This window comes from Streptococcus suis, from assembly GCF_046032535.1.
Classification (GTDB): domain Bacteria; phylum Bacillota; class Bacilli; order Lactobacillales; family Streptococcaceae; genus Streptococcus; species Streptococcus suis_AK.
The window spans coordinates 1-15,884 of the sequence record NZ_JARQPL010000002.1 but is presented as its reverse complement, the minus strand read 5'-3'; the positions used below and the strand labels follow the sequence as shown (position 1 = coordinate 15,884).

General features: G+C 43.2%; 19 protein-coding genes. All 19 read left to right on the top strand.

Features of this window, described 5'->3' with window-relative positions; all coding sequences use genetic code 11:
* Nucleotides 1-86: 86 nt before the first annotated feature.
* The 19 genes from P7J58_RS00945 to P7J58_RS00855 all read left to right on the top strand — a co-directional run bounded on the left by P7J58_RS00945 (nucleotide 87) and on the right by P7J58_RS00855 (nucleotide 15,760).
* Nucleotides 87-1,280 carry an argininosuccinate synthase gene (locus P7J58_RS00945; protein ID WP_408555471.1) on the top strand — a complete coding sequence of 398 codons (1,194 nt, stop codon included), beginning with the start codon at nucleotides 87-89 and terminating at the stop codon, nucleotides 1,278-1,280.
* A gap of 13 nt (nucleotides 1,281-1,293) precedes the next feature.
* Nucleotides 1,294-2,688 carry an argininosuccinate lyase gene (gene argH / locus P7J58_RS00940; protein ID WP_408555472.1) on the top strand — a complete coding sequence of 465 codons (1,395 nt, stop codon included), beginning with the start codon at nucleotides 1,294-1,296 and terminating at the stop codon, nucleotides 2,686-2,688.
* 70 nt (nucleotides 2,689-2,758) lie between these two features.
* Nucleotides 2,759-3,118, top strand: a complete 360-nt coding sequence (rnpA, locus tag P7J58_RS00935; RefSeq protein WP_099778278.1) for a ribonuclease P protein component — start codon at nucleotides 2,759-2,761, stop codon at nucleotides 3,116-3,118.
* Nucleotides 3,102-3,914 carry a YidC/Oxa1 family membrane protein insertase gene (locus P7J58_RS00930; RefSeq protein WP_029170980.1) on the top strand — a complete coding sequence of 271 codons (813 nt, stop codon included), beginning with the start codon at nucleotides 3,102-3,104 and terminating at the stop codon, nucleotides 3,912-3,914. The genes rnpA and P7J58_RS00930 overlap by 17 nt, the downstream gene beginning before the upstream one ends.
* Before the next feature lie 19 nt (nucleotides 3,915-3,933).
* Nucleotides 3,934-4,929 carry an RNA-binding cell elongation regulator Jag/EloR gene (gene jag / locus P7J58_RS00925; RefSeq protein WP_408555473.1) on the top strand — a complete coding sequence of 332 codons (996 nt, stop codon included), beginning with the start codon at nucleotides 3,934-3,936 and terminating at the stop codon, nucleotides 4,927-4,929.
* A 167-nt stretch (nucleotides 4,930-5,096) separates the two neighbouring features.
* Nucleotides 5,097-5,234: a 50S ribosomal protein L34 gene (gene rpmH / locus P7J58_RS00920; RefSeq protein WP_002939016.1), complete on the top strand. Its 138-nt coding sequence runs from the start codon at nucleotides 5,097-5,099 to the stop codon at nucleotides 5,232-5,234.
* Between the two features lie 106 nt (nucleotides 5,235-5,340).
* Entirely contained in the window at nucleotides 5,341-6,123 is a 783-nt protein-coding gene (locus P7J58_RS00915; protein ID WP_408555474.1) for a TatD family hydrolase, read from the top strand.
* On the top strand, nucleotides 6,107-6,676 hold the full coding sequence (rnmV, locus tag P7J58_RS00910; RefSeq protein WP_408555475.1) for a ribonuclease M5: 570 nt from the start codon (nucleotides 6,107-6,109) through the stop codon (nucleotides 6,674-6,676). The genes P7J58_RS00915 and rnmV overlap by 17 nt, the downstream gene beginning before the upstream one ends.
* Complete coding sequence (locus P7J58_RS00905) at nucleotides 6,669-7,037, top strand: hypothetical protein (RefSeq protein WP_408555476.1); 369 nt, start codon at nucleotides 6,669-6,671, stop codon at nucleotides 7,035-7,037. The genes rnmV and P7J58_RS00905 overlap by 8 nt, the downstream gene beginning before the upstream one ends.
* A gap of 97 nt (nucleotides 7,038-7,134) precedes the next feature.
* A complete protein-coding gene (locus P7J58_RS00900; protein ID WP_024381177.1) occupies nucleotides 7,135-7,422 on the top strand; it encodes a hypothetical protein in 288 nt (95 codons plus the stop codon).
* Nucleotides 7,412-7,741 (top strand): type II toxin-antitoxin system RelE/ParE family toxin, encoded by a 330-nt coding sequence (locus tag P7J58_RS00895; RefSeq protein WP_408555477.1) that lies wholly within the window; start codon nucleotides 7,412-7,414, stop codon nucleotides 7,739-7,741. Before P7J58_RS00900 ends, P7J58_RS00895 begins: the two co-directional genes overlap by 11 nt.
* A gap of 6 nt (nucleotides 7,742-7,747) precedes the next feature.
* Entirely contained in the window at nucleotides 7,748-8,203 is a 456-nt protein-coding gene (locus P7J58_RS00890) for an 8-oxo-dGTP diphosphatase (protein WP_408555478.1), read from the top strand.
* 75 nt (nucleotides 8,204-8,278) lie between these two features.
* Complete coding sequence (locus tag P7J58_RS00885) at nucleotides 8,279-8,539, top strand: type II toxin-antitoxin system Phd/YefM family antitoxin (RefSeq protein ID WP_029693536.1); 261 nt, start codon at nucleotides 8,279-8,281, stop codon at nucleotides 8,537-8,539.
* 1 nt (nucleotide 8,540) lies between these two features.
* Nucleotides 8,541-8,798, top strand: coding sequence for a Txe/YoeB family addiction module toxin (locus P7J58_RS00880; protein ID WP_408555479.1), 258 nt, complete (start codon nucleotides 8,541-8,543; stop codon nucleotides 8,796-8,798).
* A 13-nt stretch (nucleotides 8,799-8,811) separates the two neighbouring features.
* Nucleotides 8,812-9,342 (top strand): DUF1697 domain-containing protein, encoded by a 531-nt coding sequence (locus P7J58_RS00875; protein WP_029176516.1) that lies wholly within the window; start codon nucleotides 8,812-8,814, stop codon nucleotides 9,340-9,342.
* 19 nt (nucleotides 9,343-9,361) lie between these two features.
* Nucleotides 9,362-10,234 carry a 16S rRNA (adenine(1518)-N(6)/adenine(1519)-N(6))-dimethyltransferase RsmA gene (gene rsmA / locus P7J58_RS00870; protein ID WP_408555480.1) on the top strand — a complete coding sequence of 291 codons (873 nt, stop codon included), beginning with the start codon at nucleotides 9,362-9,364 and terminating at the stop codon, nucleotides 10,232-10,234.
* Between the two features lie 211 nt (nucleotides 10,235-10,445).
* Nucleotides 10,446-12,164, top strand: coding sequence for a hypothetical protein (locus P7J58_RS00865; RefSeq protein ID WP_408555481.1), 1,719 nt, complete (start codon nucleotides 10,446-10,448; stop codon nucleotides 12,162-12,164).
* A 12-nt stretch (nucleotides 12,165-12,176) separates the two neighbouring features.
* The gene (locus P7J58_RS00860) at nucleotides 12,177-14,621 is read left to right on the top strand and encodes an LTA synthase family protein (RefSeq protein ID WP_408555482.1); all 2,445 of its coding nucleotides are present in this window, start codon (nucleotides 12,177-12,179) and stop codon (nucleotides 14,619-14,621) included.
* Between the two features lie 272 nt (nucleotides 14,622-14,893).
* Nucleotides 14,894-15,760 (top strand): helix-turn-helix domain-containing protein, encoded by an 867-nt coding sequence (locus P7J58_RS00855; RefSeq protein WP_408555483.1) that lies wholly within the window; start codon nucleotides 14,894-14,896, stop codon nucleotides 15,758-15,760.
* Nucleotides 15,761-15,884 lie beyond the last annotated feature (124 nt).

The following is a 15,884-nucleotide window of genomic DNA, read 5'->3' as shown; positions in this document are numbered from 1 at the left end:
TTTTGTATATTTATGTTGCAAAAAGTATAAATATACACTATAATAGTCACTAAGTTTTATAAAAATAAAAAGAAATGAGATTGCTTATGACAAAAGAAAAATTGATTTTAGCCTATTCTGGTGGATTAGACACTTCAGTTGCGATTGCTTGGTTGAAAAAAGATTATGATGTGATTGCGGTTTGTATGGATGTAGGTGAGGGGAAAGATCTTGAATTCATTCATGATAAAGCACTGTCCATTGGTGCCATTGAGTCCCATGTGTTGGATGTGAAAGAAGAATTCGCTCAAGAATATGTCCTACCAGCCCTGCAAGCTCATGCCTATTATGAGCAAAAATATCCGCTGGTATCGGCTCTCAGCCGTCCCTTGATTTCCAAAAAGTTGGTGGAAATGGCCCATAAGACAGGAGCAACCACTATCGCCCACGGCTGTACTGGTAAGGGAAATGACCAGGTGCGGTTTGAGGTGGCTATCGCAGCCCTGGACCCAACTTTGAAAGTCGTGGCTCCTGTTCGGGAATGGAAATGGGCGCGTGAAGAAGAAATCATCTTCGCCAAGGAAAATGGTGTACCAGTCCCAGCGGATTTGGATAGCCCTTACTCAGTCGACCAAAACCTCTGGGGCCGTGCCAATGAGTGCGGAGTTTTAGAAAATCCATGGAATGAAGCGCCAGAAGATGCTTTTGGTATTACAACTGCACCAGAAAATGCACCAGATACTCCTGAGTACGTCGATATTGAGTTTAAAGCAGGGATTCCTGTTGCTGTAAATGGTGAAGAGTTAAGTCTGGCTAATCTCATTCAAAAACTCAATGTCATTGCTGGCAAACATGGTGTGGGTCGGATTGACCACGTGGAAAATCGTTTAGTCGGAATCAAGTCACGTGAAATTTATGAGTGTCCAGGTGCTATTACCCTTCTGACAGCCCACAAGGAAATTGAAGATTTGACCCTGGTGCGGGAAGTATCGCATTTCAAACCGATTGTTTCAAATGAACTCTCTAACTTGATTTACAATGGTTTGTGGTTCAATCCTGCAACAGATGCCTTGAAGGCCTATCTTGCTCAGACCCAGGCAGTTGTTAATGGCACCGCAAAAGTGAAATTGTATAAGGGGTCAGCAAAAGTAGTTGCTCGGAAATCTCCAAATTCCCTTTATGATGAAGATTTGGCAACCTATACCAGTGCAGATACCTTTGACCAAGATGCAGCAGTTGGTTTCATCAAGCTTTGGGGATTACCAACCAAAGTCAATGCGGAAATTCATAAAAAGAGCTAGAAAGTAGGAGCTTATGGAAGCAAAGAAATTATGGGGTGGTCGCTTTGAAGCCAGTCTTGAGGCATGGGTCGAAGAATTCGGAGCTTCCATCCGCTTTGACCAAAAACTGGCTAAGTATGATATTCAGGGATCACTGGCGCATGTACAGATGCTTGGAGCCACAGGGATTATCAAGCTTGAAGAAGCCCAGGCTATTCAAACTGGTCTGGAAGAATTGTTAGCAGAATATGAAGCTGGTAAGTTGGTGTTTGATGTTCGTAACGAAGACATTCACATGAATATCGAAAGTCTATTGACGGAGAAAATAGGCCCAGTTGCAGGTAAACTCCACACAGCTCGTTCTCGTAATGATCAGGTAGCGACCGATATGCACCTCTATCTGAAGGATACCCTCTTTCAAGTGGTAGACAAATTGACCAACCTACGTCAGGTTTTACTAGACTTTGCACAGGAGCATGTGGAAACCATCATGCCCGGCTATACCCACTTGCAACATGCCCAGCCTATCAGCTTTGCTCAGCACTTGTTGGCCTATTACAACATGTTCAGCCGTGACAGTGAGCGCTTTGCATTCAACATGCAGCATACAGATGTATCCCCACTTGGTGCGGCGGCTTTAGCAGGGACGACCTTTCCGATTGACCGTCAGATGACGTCGGATTTAATGGGATTTGCCAAGCCCTATAGTAATTCTCTCGATGCTGTGTCTGACCGTGATTTTATCTTGGAATTTCTGTCAAATGCCAGTATCCTCATGATGCACATGTCGCGTTTGTGTGAAGAAATCATTAACTGGTGTTCACATGAATACCAATTTGTCACCCTATCCGATACCTTTTCAACAGGTTCTTCCATCATGCCTCAGAAGAAAAATCCAGATATGGCTGAGCTGATTCGGGGGAAAACAGGTAGAGTTTATGGAAACTTAGTTGGCCTACTGACAGTCATGAAATCCTTACCGTTGACCTATAATAAGGACTTGCAGGAAGACAAGGAAGGCATGTTTGATAGTGCGGAAACGATTTTAGTATCTATCGATATTTTGGCAGATATGCTGAAAACGATGACGGTCCATAAGGAAAGGATGGCTCAATCGACAGAGAAGGACTTTTCAAATGCGACTGAATTGGCAGACTATCTAGCAAACAAGGGTATGCCCTTCCGCCAAGCGCATGAGATTGTTGGAAAACTGGTCTTGGAATGTAGCAAGGCAGGCTATTATTTACAGGATGTTCCTTTGGAACGTTATCAGGAAATTTCATCGATTATTGGACCGGATATTTATACAGCTTTAGAATCGGAAACGGCAGTTTCGCGCAGAAATTCGCTAGGTGGAACTGGATTTGAATCCATTCGTTGGCAAATTCAGCAAGCAAAAGCACAAATAATCGCTTCGAAAGGCCTCTAAACGGTATGTTTATTGGCTTTTTTGAATTTTATGGTATAATAGAAGTAATTTTGAAAGATGGAGTGGCAGTTTGAAAAAAAGCTATCGTGTCAAGCGTGAACGAGATTTTAATGACATTTTTACAAAAGGAAACAATGTCGCCAATCGGAGGTTTGTTGTCTACCGATTACCTAAAGCGCAGAAGCATTTCCGAGTAGGCTTATCTGTCAGCAAAAAATTGGGAAACGCTGTCATGCGAAATAAAATTAAGCGCAGGATTCGTCACATCTTAATTGAATGCCAACATCAACTGGTAGCAGATGACTTTGTTATCATTGCTCGAAAAGGTGTAGAGGAATTGTCCTATCAAGAAATGAAGCAAAACCTCATCCATGTTTTGAAACTAGCTAAACTATACCAGGAAGGTGTTGTGATTGAAAAAGAAAGTTAAATGGGCAGGTCTACTGGTAGTATCTCTAATTGTTTTAACAGCCTGCGGAACAGGGCCAGTGACCAGTCAATCTACAGATGCGTGGGATAGATTAATTTACTGGTTTGCCAGCATTATTCAGTTCCTATCTATCAACGGTCAAATTGGAATCGGTATTATACTTTTTACCATTTTAATTCGAACCCTTCTGTTGCCCTTGTTCCAAATACAGATGAATTCCTCACGGAAGATGCAGGAGCTTCAACCTCAGCTGAAAAAGTTGCAAGCGGAGTATCCAGGAACGGATATGGAAAGTCGCCAGCAGCTCTATGAAGCAACGCAAGCTCTCTACAAAGAGAATGGCGTCAGCATGAGAGCGTCCATGATTCCGCTCTTTATTCAAATGCCAATCCTTTTGGCCCTCTTTCAAGCTCTGACACGTGTTGAAGCCTTGAAAGTAGGTCACTTCCTTTGGTTAAATCTTGGGGAGCCGGATCCGTTCTTTATTTTGCCGATTCTGGCTGCAGTGTTTACATTCCTCAGCTCATGGTTGACCAATAAATCAGCAATTGAGAAGAATATGGCTATGACAATTATGACCTATGTCATGCCTGTGATAATCTTTTTCTTTGCTGTGGCAGCTGCTAGTGGGGTGGCTTTGTATTGGACAGTGTCAAATGCCTATCAGGTTGCTCAAACCTTGGTGTTCAATAATCCGTTTAAAATAATAGCAGAGCGTCAAGCGAAAATTGCTGCGGAAAAAGAACGTCAGGCAAAAATTCGACGGGCACAGAAAAAAGCACAGAAAAAGAAATAGGAAAACTAGGAGAGAGAAGATGAAATTTACAGGAGCAAGTGTTGAAGAGGCCATCCAGAATGGCTTGGTAGAGCTAAATATTCCTCGAAAAAAAGCACATATTACTGTGGTTGCGCGTGAGAAAAAAGGTTTCCTTGGTTTCGGTAAAAAGCCAGCGATTGTGGATATTGATGTCATCAATGAAACAACGGTTGTTAAGGCTAATCAGAAAGCAGTTCGTGGCGTTCCAAGTGAAATTAATGACCTCAATGAACCAGTAAAAAGCGTTTCAGAGGCTACGATTGACCTAGGAAAAGTTGTTGCAGCGGTGAAAGAATTTGAAAAGTCTGGTCAAACGCTTGATGATGATATTAAAGCGCAGATTTTGAAAAATGAAAAAGAAGTGACAACGATTTTAGAGGAGACGGGTCGAATTGAAATCCTTTCCGATGAATTATTAGCTGGTGTAGCACCGGCCCCCGTTGTACAAGAAGTAGGTTCAGAACCGGCTACTGAAGCAGTTACTAAGGACGAATTTTCAGACCTGGACATCAAAATTGAGCAACAATATGACATTGAGACAGTTGTTGCAGAAGTAACAGCCTATGTCCAAGAAATTTTGGATGATATGGATGTTGAAGCCAGCATTGAAACGAGCCATAACCGCCGTACAATCAATATCCAAGTGGATACCAATGAGCCAGGACGTGTCATTGGCTATCATGGTAAGGTCTTGAAAGCCTTGCAATTATTGGCTCAGAATTTCCTCTACAACCGTTATGAACGTAATTTCTACATTACGATTAACGTGAATGATTATGTTGAACACCGTGCAGAAGTGCTTCAAGGCTATGCACAAAAGTTGGCGGAGCGTGTCTTGGCTGAGCAAGAAGCCTACCATACAGACCCTATGTCAAGCAGTGAGCGTAAAATTATCCACCGTATCATTTCAAAAATGGATGGCCTGACAAGCTATTCAGAAGGTAGCGAACCAAACCGCTATGTCGTAGTGGATATTGAAGGAAATCGTGATTAAAAAGAGGCTGAGCCTCTTTTTTCAATGATTTTCTGATTCTTTCCTAAAAGTATGGTAGAATAGCTTGACAAACGAACAGAATTTATATAAAATAGTTTGGTATGTTTAGTAACTGATCAAAACTAGCCGGCTAAACGAATACAAGAATCTAAGAGGAGGTATTCATCGTGAAACGTACTTTTCAACCAAGTAAAATCCGTCGCGCGCGTAAACACGGTTTCCGTAGCCGTATGGCAACTAAAAACGGCCGTCGCGTGTTAGCTGCTCGTCGCCGTAAGGGACGTAAAGTTCTTACAGTAGCATAAAAAGATGAAAAGAGAAGCCAGCAGAAACTCGAGTCTGCTGGTTTTTTTCTTCTCATAAGAATCTTCTGAAATATGTTACAATAGTAGGAAAGAAAGTGATGGAACGATGATACAAATTTTTGACACCCACACCCACCTCAATGTAGAGCAGTTTGACGGTCGGGTCCAAGAAGAATTAGACTTTGCCAAGGAAATGGGGGTCACCCTCCACAATGTGGTCGGTTTTGACCGAGCAACCATTGACAAGGCTATGGAGCTTGCTGACCAGCACCCTGAAATTTATCTGACATTGGGCTGGCATCCGACAGAGGCTGGCACCTATGATGAGGAAGTTGAACGTTATCTACTCAAGGCTCTTAAACATCCCAAGGTCATTGCCCTAGGGGAGATTGGGTTGGACTACTACTGGATGACGGCAGATAAGGAAACCCAGGCTCGTGTCTTCAAGCGACAGATGGAGCTGGCCAAGCAGTTGGATTTACCCTTTGTGGTTCACACTCGTGACGCTTTGGAAGATACTTACCAGATCATCAAGGAAGTCGGCGTCGGTCCACGCGGAGGCATCATGCATTCCTTCTCTGGCACGCTAGAGGAGGCTCAGGCCTTCATGGACTTGGGCATGCACATCTCCTTCTCGGGAGTCGTGACCTTCAAAAAAGCCGTTGAACTTCAGGAAGCGGCGCAAGTATTGCCCCTAGAAAAAATCTTGGTCGAGACGGATGCGCCCTACTTAGCGCCTGTTCCCAAGCGTGGTCGGGAAAATCGCACCGGCTACACCAGATATGTAGTGGAAATGCTGGCCCAGCTTCGCAACCAGTCGGTCGAAGAGGTGGCGAGAGCGACCTACGAGAATGCAAGGAGCTTGTTCAGAATTGACTCAGAAAATTAAGATACAAGAAGTCCTCGTTGTCGAGGGCAAGGACGACACGGCAAACTTGAAACGGTTTTACGAGGTGGATACCTACGAAACCAGAGGTTCTGCCATATCAGACGATGACTTGGAACGCATCGAGAAACTCCATAACCTGCGGGGCGTCATTGTCTTTACCGACCCAGACTACAATGGGGAGCGGATTCGAAAGATCATTATGCAGGCCATTCCCACGGTCAAACACGCTTTTTTACAGCGGGACGAGGCTGCCCCCAAGTCCAAGACAAAAGGGCGGTCCTTGGGCATTGAGCACGCCAGCTTTGAAGACTTGGAAAAGGCTCTAGCAGGCGTGCGTGGCTACTATGATGATGAACATAACTTTGACATCAGCAAGTCAGACCTGATGCGTCTAGGTCTTCTTATGGGCGGTGACAGTCGCAAGAGGAGAGAGTATCTGGGAGAAAAACTCCGCATCGGCTACTGTAATGGCAAGCAACTCCTCAAACGATTGGAGTTGTTTGGGATTGGTCTGACGGAAGTTGAGGAGGCTATGGAGAGCTATCATGGATAGGGTCTACGCTGTTAAGTGCTTGGTTAAAAACGAGTTTGAACCTTCTTATGAAAATTATTCATCTTATGAAGAAGTGACCTACTTGCTGCCGGCTGGTGTCCTTGTTTGGGAGGATGAGCAGGTTGATAAGAACAAACTAGCAGACTATTTGCGTGGTTTAGTTGAAGATGGCTATGTCAATGCGGATGGTATTTGGAAGCAGAGCCGTTTGTTTCATATTGCCGGTGTGCAAGAAATGGACGACAGGGTAGAGTTTGATGGCCCAGCCGTGGAAGTCTATCGCTGGTTTTACAATTTTGAACGTCCTGTTACTGAGGAAGAATTTTTGAATCTCTATTATTTTGATGATTTGGGGAGATAGACAATCTAGAGCGGAAATGTTACTATTTCTGCTTTTTTGAAGATTGCTACTGATATCTATTCATGTTACAATATAGAAAACTAGGAGGTGGACTAGATTGATAACTATAAAAAAAGATGCCCAAGTAAATTTTAAAACTGATTCCAGACTTTTAGAAAAAGCCAAGGAAGTATTTGCTATGAACCAGTTGGATTTGACTGCTGGTTTCAATCTCTTTTTGCAAAATATCGCTGTAAAAAATGAGTTGCCCATTCTGACAGAAGAAGAGTTGGAAAGAGAAGAACTATTTTTACAACTTCAGAAGGAAATTCAGGAAAATCAGCAGGCGATTGAGGCAGGTCAAGGGATCAGCCTAGAAAGCGTCAAAGAGAAGTATGGAATTTGAGTCATATTCAGTGATACTTGCTCCAGCAGTGGAGAAGGAATTGGCAGATATTTACGCCTATTTTTCGGAACAGTTCTCAGAAGAAATTGCCAAAAGACGAATTGAGATGATTGTCGAAGCATTGGAGAGTTTGCAAATTTTTCCTGAACGTGGTTTTAACGCCGATAACCGTTTTGGTAAGCAGATAGACCCGTCACATCTAACCCGAGGTTACGTTATTGGAAAAGACTACATCGCCCTCTATCGTGTGGTAGAAAATGAAGTGCGAGTTGGTCACCTTTTTGCGACCAAGAGTGATTATGTGAAGTTGTTGAAGTGAGAGAGTATGAGTAGAACAGAGCAAGTCATCCTAACCAATATGTGCATGATTACAGACGGTCAGCGGGTGTTGGTCCAGGATAGGAAATCTGAAAAGTGGCCTGGAGTCACGTTTCCAGGTGGCCATGTTGAGCACGGGGAGAGCATTGTTTCCTCCGTCGTCCGCGAGGTCAAAGAAGAAACGGGCTTGACGGTATCCAATCTCGAACTCTGTGGTATTCAAAACTGGACGGATCCGACTGACCACTATCGTTATTTGGTATTTTGCTATAAAACTAGCCATTTTTCAGGCTCTATCCAATCTTCAGATGAGGGCGAGGTTTTCTGGATTGATCTTGCAGAGTTGAAGAATGTTCAGCTGGCAGACGGTTTTGAAGCTATGTTGGAAATCTTTGCACAGCCACAGCTGACGGAGAATTTTTACTGGTTTGAAGACGGCGAGTGGAAGGTGGAGAATCGCTAAAGAGTTGTACAATAAGTTTGACAACTCTTTTTTTCTATGCTATAGTAAGCCTAGAAATGATAAGAGGTATTGCTTATGGAAGCTATTGTATATTCCCATTTTCGAAATCACTTAAAGGACTATATGAAAAAGGTCAATGACGAGTTTGAGCCTTTGGTCGTGGTTAATAAAAATCCAGAGGAAGATATTGTTGTACTCTCAAAGAGTGAGTGGGATAGTTTACAAGAAACCCTCGCTGTTGCTCGGAACACTTATCTGTCTCAAAAAGTTTTGCGTGGTATGGCTCAAGTCAAAGCGGGACAAACCCAAGAACGAAACCTGATAGAGGCGGACTAACATGGGAATCCATTTCACAGAGGATTCCTGGGAAGACTACCTTTATTGGCAGGGTCAGGATAAGAAAACACTCAAGCGAATCAATAAGATTATCAAGGATATGCAGCGACACCCGTTTGAAGGTATTGCCAAGCCAGAACCTTTGAAGTATGATTATCAGGGTGCCTGGTCAAGAAGGATTGATGCGGAGAATCGGTTGATTTATATGGTGGAATCCGATCGGTTGTGCATCCTGTCGCTAAAGGACCATTATGGGTGAGGGGGATTAACAAATGAAAAAAGTCGTCCTCCTTCGAGGTGTTACCCCTGTTGGCAAGAATAAAATTCCTAAGATGTCCTATCTGGCGGAAATTTTGACGGAAGTTGGTTTAACTTCTGTTCAAACCTATATTCAAAGTGGAAATGTTGTTTGTGAAACTGATTTATCAGATAAACAACTCAGTCGGCTTATCCATCAAACCATTAAAGAAAAAATAGGTGCAGAGTTAGCGATCATTGTCAAACATCAGATGGAGTTAACACAAGCAGTTGCGGAAAATTCTTTTGGTGAGGGCTATGATCCTTCTCGTGTTCATTTGGTCTTTACCAATGATGAGATAAATGGTGAAAAATTAAACAAATTATTGCACCAAGACTTTGGCGATGAGGAGTTGCGTCTGGGAAGTCAATGTCTATACATGTATCTTCCGAGAGATGCTCGAAAGAAAAAACTAAATACCAATTATTTAGAGAAACAGCTGGGTATTACAGCGACGATGAGAAAACTAAGTGTTATTTCACGATTGAGTGAAATGGCGAAATAATAAACAAGAAAGAACAAACATGAGAATCGCAGACAAAAACGTTACTCGTGCCGTCCTTGAACGCCACGGGTTTACCTTTAAGAAATCCTTCGGTCAGAACTTTTTGACCGATACCAATATTTTACAGAAGATTGTGGACACGGCAGAGATTGACCAGCAGGTCAATGTCATCGAGATTGGGCCTGGCATCGGGGCCTTGACCGAGTTTTTGGCGGAAAATGCTGCCGAGGTTATGGCTTTTGAGATTGACGACCGCCTGATTCCGATTTTGGCAGACACCTTGGGTCGCTTTGACAATGTGACTGTGGTCAACCAAGACATCCTAAAGACCGACCTGCAGACCCAGATTCAGAATTTCAAAAATCCTGACCTGCCCATTAAGGTCGTGGCCAACCTACCCTACTACATCACCACCCCAATCCTCATGCACCTGATTGAGAGCAAGATTCCTTTCAGCGAGTTCGTGGTTATGATGCAGCGGGAGGTGGCCGACCGCATTTCTGCCGAGCCAAACACCAAGGCTTACGGTAGCCTGTCCATTGCGGTCCAGTACTACATGACTGCCAAGGTGGCCTTCATCGTGCCTCGCACCGTCTTTGTGCCCGCACCAAACGTGGACTCCGCCATTCTCAAAATGGTTCGCCGCGAGCAACCCCTGGTCAGCGTCAAAGACGAAGATTTCTTCTTCCGGGTGTCCAAGGCCAGCTTTGTGCACCGCCGCAAGACCCTGTGGAACAACCTGACCAACCATTTCGGCAAGTCCGAAGAAGTCAAGGAAAAGCTGACGCAGGCACTTGGCATGGCAGAGCTGGAAGCCAGTGTCCGTGGAGAAGCACTTTCTATAGCTGACTTCGCACGTTTGTCTGATAGCCTCCAGGAAGTTGGTTTATAAAAAAGAATTGATTGTGGAGAAATCTGCAATCAATCTTTATTTTACCTAAAACCATTTTCTATCTATCTTGTTCGTTGACAGTGGGGAGAAAGCTTGCTATACTGAAATATGACTAACTTTTGAAAAATATTGTCTGCAAATTGGCAGAATAGTTACAAAAACAAGAGAGGGTTTCCCTCTTTTTTTATGAAGGTATCTTATGTTCAAAAATATGTTAAAAAAGCATCCCCATTTAGTTGCCATTGGCCTATTTGTGGGCTTTTCTTTATTATTATTGGTTCCTCACTTGCTAACCAAGGGCATGGTGACAGGTGCGGACTTGATTTTCCACTACAATCGTTTCTATGATGCGGCTATGCAGATGAAGGAGGGGAATTTCTCCTATATTATCAGTTTGTATGGCTATCAGCAGTCAGGACGGATTGTTAATGCTCTCTATGGGCCTTATTTTGCCTATCTACAGGGAGCTTTGGTACTCTTGAGTGGGACCTGGTTCCGCTATCAGATTTTGTCCAACCTTCTTTTGGGAACTCTGAGTGCGACCTCCCTCTATTTCCTCATGCGTGAGGTCAAGGTCAAATATGCTCATTCCATCCTCTTGTCCCTCTTCTTTGTAACGACCTACTCCATCCAGTATTGGTGGGCAACTCAGGGATTTACCAGCTGGGGTGTGGCCCTCTTTCCGCTTTGTTTGATTCCTGCGGTTCGTTTCCTACAGACTAAAAAAGTGCCGATTTTCCTTATGGCAGGGGCTGTAGGGCTCATGTTGCAGGTTCATATGCTATCGACCTTGTTCTTGGTCATTGCCTATGGTGTTCTCTTCCTTATTGGATGGTGGAAATCAGACCAAAAAATGAAGATTATTGGGCAAGTAGCTCTATCGGTAGGCATTTTCTTGCTTCTGACCATCAACATCTGGCTGCCGCTTGTCTATATCAACGCGACTAACACCTTGGTGCCACCGTTTGTTAATAAGAAATTTGTCCTCAATACTGTAACCTGGCTCAAAACAGCCTTTCTATACTATCCATATCCCTTGCCAATTTTCTTTGGCATCTATCTCTATTTCTTGGTGAAAAATTGGAAGAAACAATCGCTGGTTCTGGCAGGTCTTGCTCTGACCTACGCAGTGTTTTTGATCTTGTCAACCAACCTCTTCCCTTGGCAGTTGTTTGCAGGGAAAGGAATTACACTTGTCGAATTGATTCAATTTCCCTTCCGATTTTTCCTCTACGCCAATGCTCTTTTACTGGTAGTCGTAGGAGTCCAGGTGTCTGGCTTGTCCGACAAACTGCAGAAAATCTTTTCAGGTGTGGCCCTTGCCTCCTTGCTTGTTTCGGTTGGCTTCCTCTGGAATGAAAGTTTTAAGGAAATCAACGGGCATTACTACAGCGATACCTTCCTGCAAAAACGCATTCATACGACCTTGTACGGCACGACGGAAGAGTTACGAGCTTCTTTCCATTCTAAAGACTTGGGTGACTTTATCCACACTGCTCAGAAATCAACGCCAGACTACGTACCAGACTTGTCTGATAGCACAGGTCACATCACCAATGAAGAGTCGGACAATACCTATTTTACCTATCGTGACCAAGTGATTTTACCAAATCAAGACTTTACCAAAGCAGTTGATGGTGATCAGCTGGTGGTAACTTGGACGGCGTCTGAAGCAGAAGAAACAGCTGTGCCAATCATTGTCTACCAAGATAGTCAGCTCGTTTTGAATGACCAGGTCTTGGATAGAGAAGAAATGGAACTTTCCACTATTGGTGTGCCAACGGTTACCAGCCAAAAAGGGCAGAATACCCTTGTCCTCTCCTACAAGCAACAGTGGTGGTTATGGCCAGTTATCATTATCAGTTTGACTGGATGGCTACTCTGGTTGATTTACTATGTCTTTGCCTACCGAAAATCAAATCTTTCCTAAGAGAGAAATGTTATGAAACAAATCAATCCCAAGGCATGCAAGCAATTCATTCTGGTCATGGTCATGACTGTTTTGCTGGCGATGGGACGGGCCCTCTTGCTAAGCGGTGTATCTTTTCCGCTCTGGTTTGTCCCTCTGACCTTACTTGCCTATCTTATTTTTACCTTTTATGTATTGGTCTTGCTTGATAAATATGAGAAGTTTGTAAAGACCAAAACCTTTGCCAAGTATGTCGGCTATTTTCTAGGTTTTCTATATCTTGTCAATCTGGTCTATCGAATCAATGCCAAGAAGTACCAGCCCTGGAATATTTTCCGTAATAATCTCTTTCAGTTTGAACTGCTTTTGATGTTGCTTCTGCCTATCCTGTTGGCATTCTTATGGCGGAAGAATGGTCGCATTCGAGATAAATTAAGCAAGTGGTCGGACAGTCATCTGGTGCCAGATAGCTATTTGCTCTTGACCAGCTTACTTTCTCTCAGTCCACTAGCTATATCTTATTGGAAAGATAGCCATTATGAGAGTTTGGTTGAGAAAGGTTCTTACATAGAGTTTTTCAGCCAGACTCCCTTGTTTGCACCCATTCATTTTGTAGGGACCTACATTTTTCTTCGCTATCTTCATAAGGCATTTGTAGAGTTTAAGGCCAATCGGACCAATGTCCACAGCATGCTCTTTATCAGCTTGGCACTGGCCACCTTGTCGCATATTGGATATCAGGCTTCTATGGCTGGGGGAACGGGCTCTTATTTCACACGCCACCTCTTTCCAGGGGCTATTGTCTTCCAGATTGCCTGCCTCTTTTTCCTCAATGTCATCATTAGTCTGGTTATCAACCGTCAAATCTTATCTGTTGCCGTGATTGCTAGTCTAAACGTCATTTTGATTACGGCCAATTTTCTCAAATTCCGCTACCGTTCGGAGCCAATGACCCCCAACGATTTCAAATGGATTGGAAACATGGGGATGATTCTCAGCTTTATCAGTCTGCGGGTTGTCTTGATATCGCTTGTGTTCTTGGTTATCCTAGTCTTTGTTTACAGGCGAATTCATAAGAAGTACTTCCAAGGACAGATTGTCAAATCCATCTGGAAACGACTGGCAGGAATTTCAGTCATTGTTTCCCTAATTTTGGGAATGGGTTGGGCAATTCGCAATGAGAAAGACCATAAGATTGTTGGTTGGATTCCTATTCTTTCTCAGGTCAATAACTGGCGTAACGTGGACTGGAAGGGTTATGCCTTTGTGGCGCGCTATCGTACCCTTTCATTTCTTTGGTTGCAACAGCTCAGCAAGACCAGTATGGAAATGCCTGAGAATTACTCTGAGAAGACCATGAAGGCTATTGTGAAGAAATATACCGCTCTGGCCGAGGAAATCAATGCGGAACGGACAGGTCAAGTGACTGACCAGACGGTTATCTATATTCTTAGTGAGAGTTTGGCTGACCCGCGTCGGATTCCAGGCGTGACCCTTAGTCAAAATGTCCTTCCAAATATTGAGTACATCATGAGTCAGACTACCAGTGGCTTGATGAAGAGTGACCACTATGGTGGTGGTACAGCTAACATCGAGTTTCAGATCTACAGTGGTCTGCCCTTCTACAACTATAACTCATCTATTTCTTCAGTCTATCTGGATGTGGCGCCGAATATGAAGAAGTTGCCAAGTATCAGTGACCTCTATCCAGCAGATAATCGTATCGCCATCCACCCCTATTACGACACCAGTTATAATCGTAATTCAATCTATAAGCAGTTGGGGATTGAGCAGTTTTACACCCTGAATAGTGCCGCTTATCCTCTGACAGTGACGGCTGAAGATTATCAGGGGAATTTTGTCAGTGATAAAAAGACCTATGACTTGATTTTGGAGCAGGTTCGTTCTACAGACAATAAATTTGTGTCTGCCATTACCATGCAGAACCATGTGCAGTGGAATTCCCTAGAGCCAGCTAGTATTACGGCTTCGGGTGAGGGCTTCACGGCTGAGGAGAATGAAAACCTTAATAGCTATGTTCGCCTCCTATCCTTTACGGACCAGGCGACCAGAGATTTCCTAGACCAGCTTAAGACCTTGGATAAGAAAGTGACAGTCGTCTTTTATGGCGACCACCTGCCAGGTCTCTATCCAGAGTCTGCCTTTGTGACGGACCCAAGTCTGCAATATAAGACGGATTATTTCGTCTGGAGTAATTTTGATACGGAAGACTATCATTATGATTTGGTCAATTCTAGCGACATGAATGCACTGATGTTGGAGACGACCAATAATAAGGTCAGTCCTTACTACGCTCTCTTGACGGAAGTGCTCCACAAGGACCGTGTAGGGCAGGCTGAGCGAGATGCAACAGTCGCAGAAGAGCTCAAACTGGTCCAATATGACCTATCTACAGGAAAAGGATACCTTTTGAAATACAAAGATTTTTTCAAAGTAGCGACTGAAACGACAGAATAAAAATAGGGAGTGGGAAAGAACTCGACTGGTCAATAAAGAGTTCGTCTTCCCACCCCCGCACAGTTGATTAGGTCAGATTTGGAGTGTGAAACACGAACAAATCTGCCAATCAACCACTGCGCTGAGATGTTGACACGAACTCTGAGAAGCGAGGCTGGACTTTATGCCTAGCTTCTTTTTCTTTATGTGAAAACACACACAAATATGGCGAGTTGTGGTATAATAATTATGTTTTTAAATACTTTTTCAATCGTGAATGTAGAGGTAAAGATATGAATCGTTTTGGACAAACATTTAAATTGATACGAGAGGGAAAGGGGAAGAGTCTGACGGAGGTCGCCAAGGGACATATTTCTACTTCTCAACTTTCTCGGTTTGAAAATGGGGAATCCGACATCACTGTCAGTAAATTATTTGGTGTGCTGGCGGAAATGAATGTGGATGTGGACGAGTTTGTGTATGCTAGTCAGGATTTCAAAAAAGATGAGCTGACTAGCATTTTGGAACAAATCAAAGAATCACTATATATTGGAAATGTAGCGAAATTAAAACAACTGTGGTCAGAACAAATGAGAAAATCTCAGGGGGGAGAACGGGAGGAGTTTCATCGGTTGAATGCTATTTTAATCGCGTATAAACTGAGAAACTTAGATAAGACAATAGTTGTTTCGAAAGAAGATACAGCCTTTTTAACGGATTACTTATTTCGAGTTGAGAATTGGAGCTACTATGAGATCTTACTATTTGCGAATACGATTGACAAATTGGGTCATCAAACAATGATGCTTTTTTGTAGAGAGTTACTTCATCGTACACAGTTTTACCGTGAAATGAAACAACATCGATTGGTAGTTTCTCAAATTTTACTGAGTGCCTATCTCGTCAGCGTTCAACATAAGGAACTTACCGATGCAGTCTTTCTTGAAAAGACCATCAAAAGTCTGTTTTTCGATGAAACGGAAATTTTTGAACGGATTTTGTTTAAATTTGGTAAGGCTTTTTATGATTATCGAAAGACAGGAAGTGCCAATGCTATCTTAGAGATGAGAAAGTGTATCGAACTTTTACGAGCTGTTGATAGTCAAAATATAGCGGATTGGTATGAAACGATACTTGAAAAAATAGTGAACGAGAAATAGTTGCATATAGGGGACGTATGGAAACAGCTCGAATTCGTATTCTATAATCCCGACTTTATCACATAAAAAAATGCAAAGGATAGCTAACCCCTTGTGGGACAAGGAGTTTGGCTATCCTTTTTCA

What these genes read in the sequence shown, in the direction of transcription:
- P7J58_RS00905 (WP_408555476.1), top strand. Translation starts at nt 6,669, where the DNA reads ATGGATAGGGTCTACGCTGTTAAGTGCTTGGTTAAAAACGAGTTTGAA.
- P7J58_RS00915 (WP_408555474.1), top strand. Translation starts at nt 5,341, where the DNA reads ATGATACAAATTTTTGACACCCACACCCACCTCAATGTAGAGCAGTTT.
- P7J58_RS00890 (WP_408555478.1), top strand. Translation starts at nt 7,748, where the DNA reads ATGAGTAGAACAGAGCAAGTCATCCTAACCAATATGTGCATGATTACA.
- P7J58_RS00945 (WP_408555471.1), top strand. Translation starts at nt 87, where the DNA reads ATGACAAAAGAAAAATTGATTTTAGCCTATTCTGGTGGATTAGACACT.
- jag (WP_408555473.1), top strand. Translation starts at nt 3,934, where the DNA reads ATGAAATTTACAGGAGCAAGTGTTGAAGAGGCCATCCAGAATGGCTTG.
- P7J58_RS00885 (WP_029693536.1), top strand. Translation starts at nt 8,279, where the DNA reads ATGGAAGCTATTGTATATTCCCATTTTCGAAATCACTTAAAGGACTAT.
- P7J58_RS00895 (WP_408555477.1), top strand. Translation starts at nt 7,412, where the DNA reads ATGGAATTTGAGTCATATTCAGTGATACTTGCTCCAGCAGTGGAGAAG.
- P7J58_RS00855 (WP_408555483.1), top strand. Translation starts at nt 14,894, where the DNA reads ATGAATCGTTTTGGACAAACATTTAAATTGATACGAGAGGGAAAGGGG.
- P7J58_RS00880 (WP_408555479.1), top strand. Translation starts at nt 8,541, where the DNA reads ATGGGAATCCATTTCACAGAGGATTCCTGGGAAGACTACCTTTATTGG.
- P7J58_RS00865 (WP_408555481.1), top strand. Translation starts at nt 10,446, where the DNA reads ATGTTAAAAAAGCATCCCCATTTAGTTGCCATTGGCCTATTTGTGGGC.
- P7J58_RS00875 (WP_029176516.1), top strand. Translation starts at nt 8,812, where the DNA reads ATGAAAAAAGTCGTCCTCCTTCGAGGTGTTACCCCTGTTGGCAAGAAT.
- P7J58_RS00860 (WP_408555482.1), top strand. Translation starts at nt 12,177, where the DNA reads ATGAAACAAATCAATCCCAAGGCATGCAAGCAATTCATTCTGGTCATG.
- rsmA (WP_408555480.1), top strand. Translation starts at nt 9,362, where the DNA reads ATGAGAATCGCAGACAAAAACGTTACTCGTGCCGTCCTTGAACGCCAC.
- argH (WP_408555472.1), top strand. Translation starts at nt 1,294, where the DNA reads ATGGAAGCAAAGAAATTATGGGGTGGTCGCTTTGAAGCCAGTCTTGAG.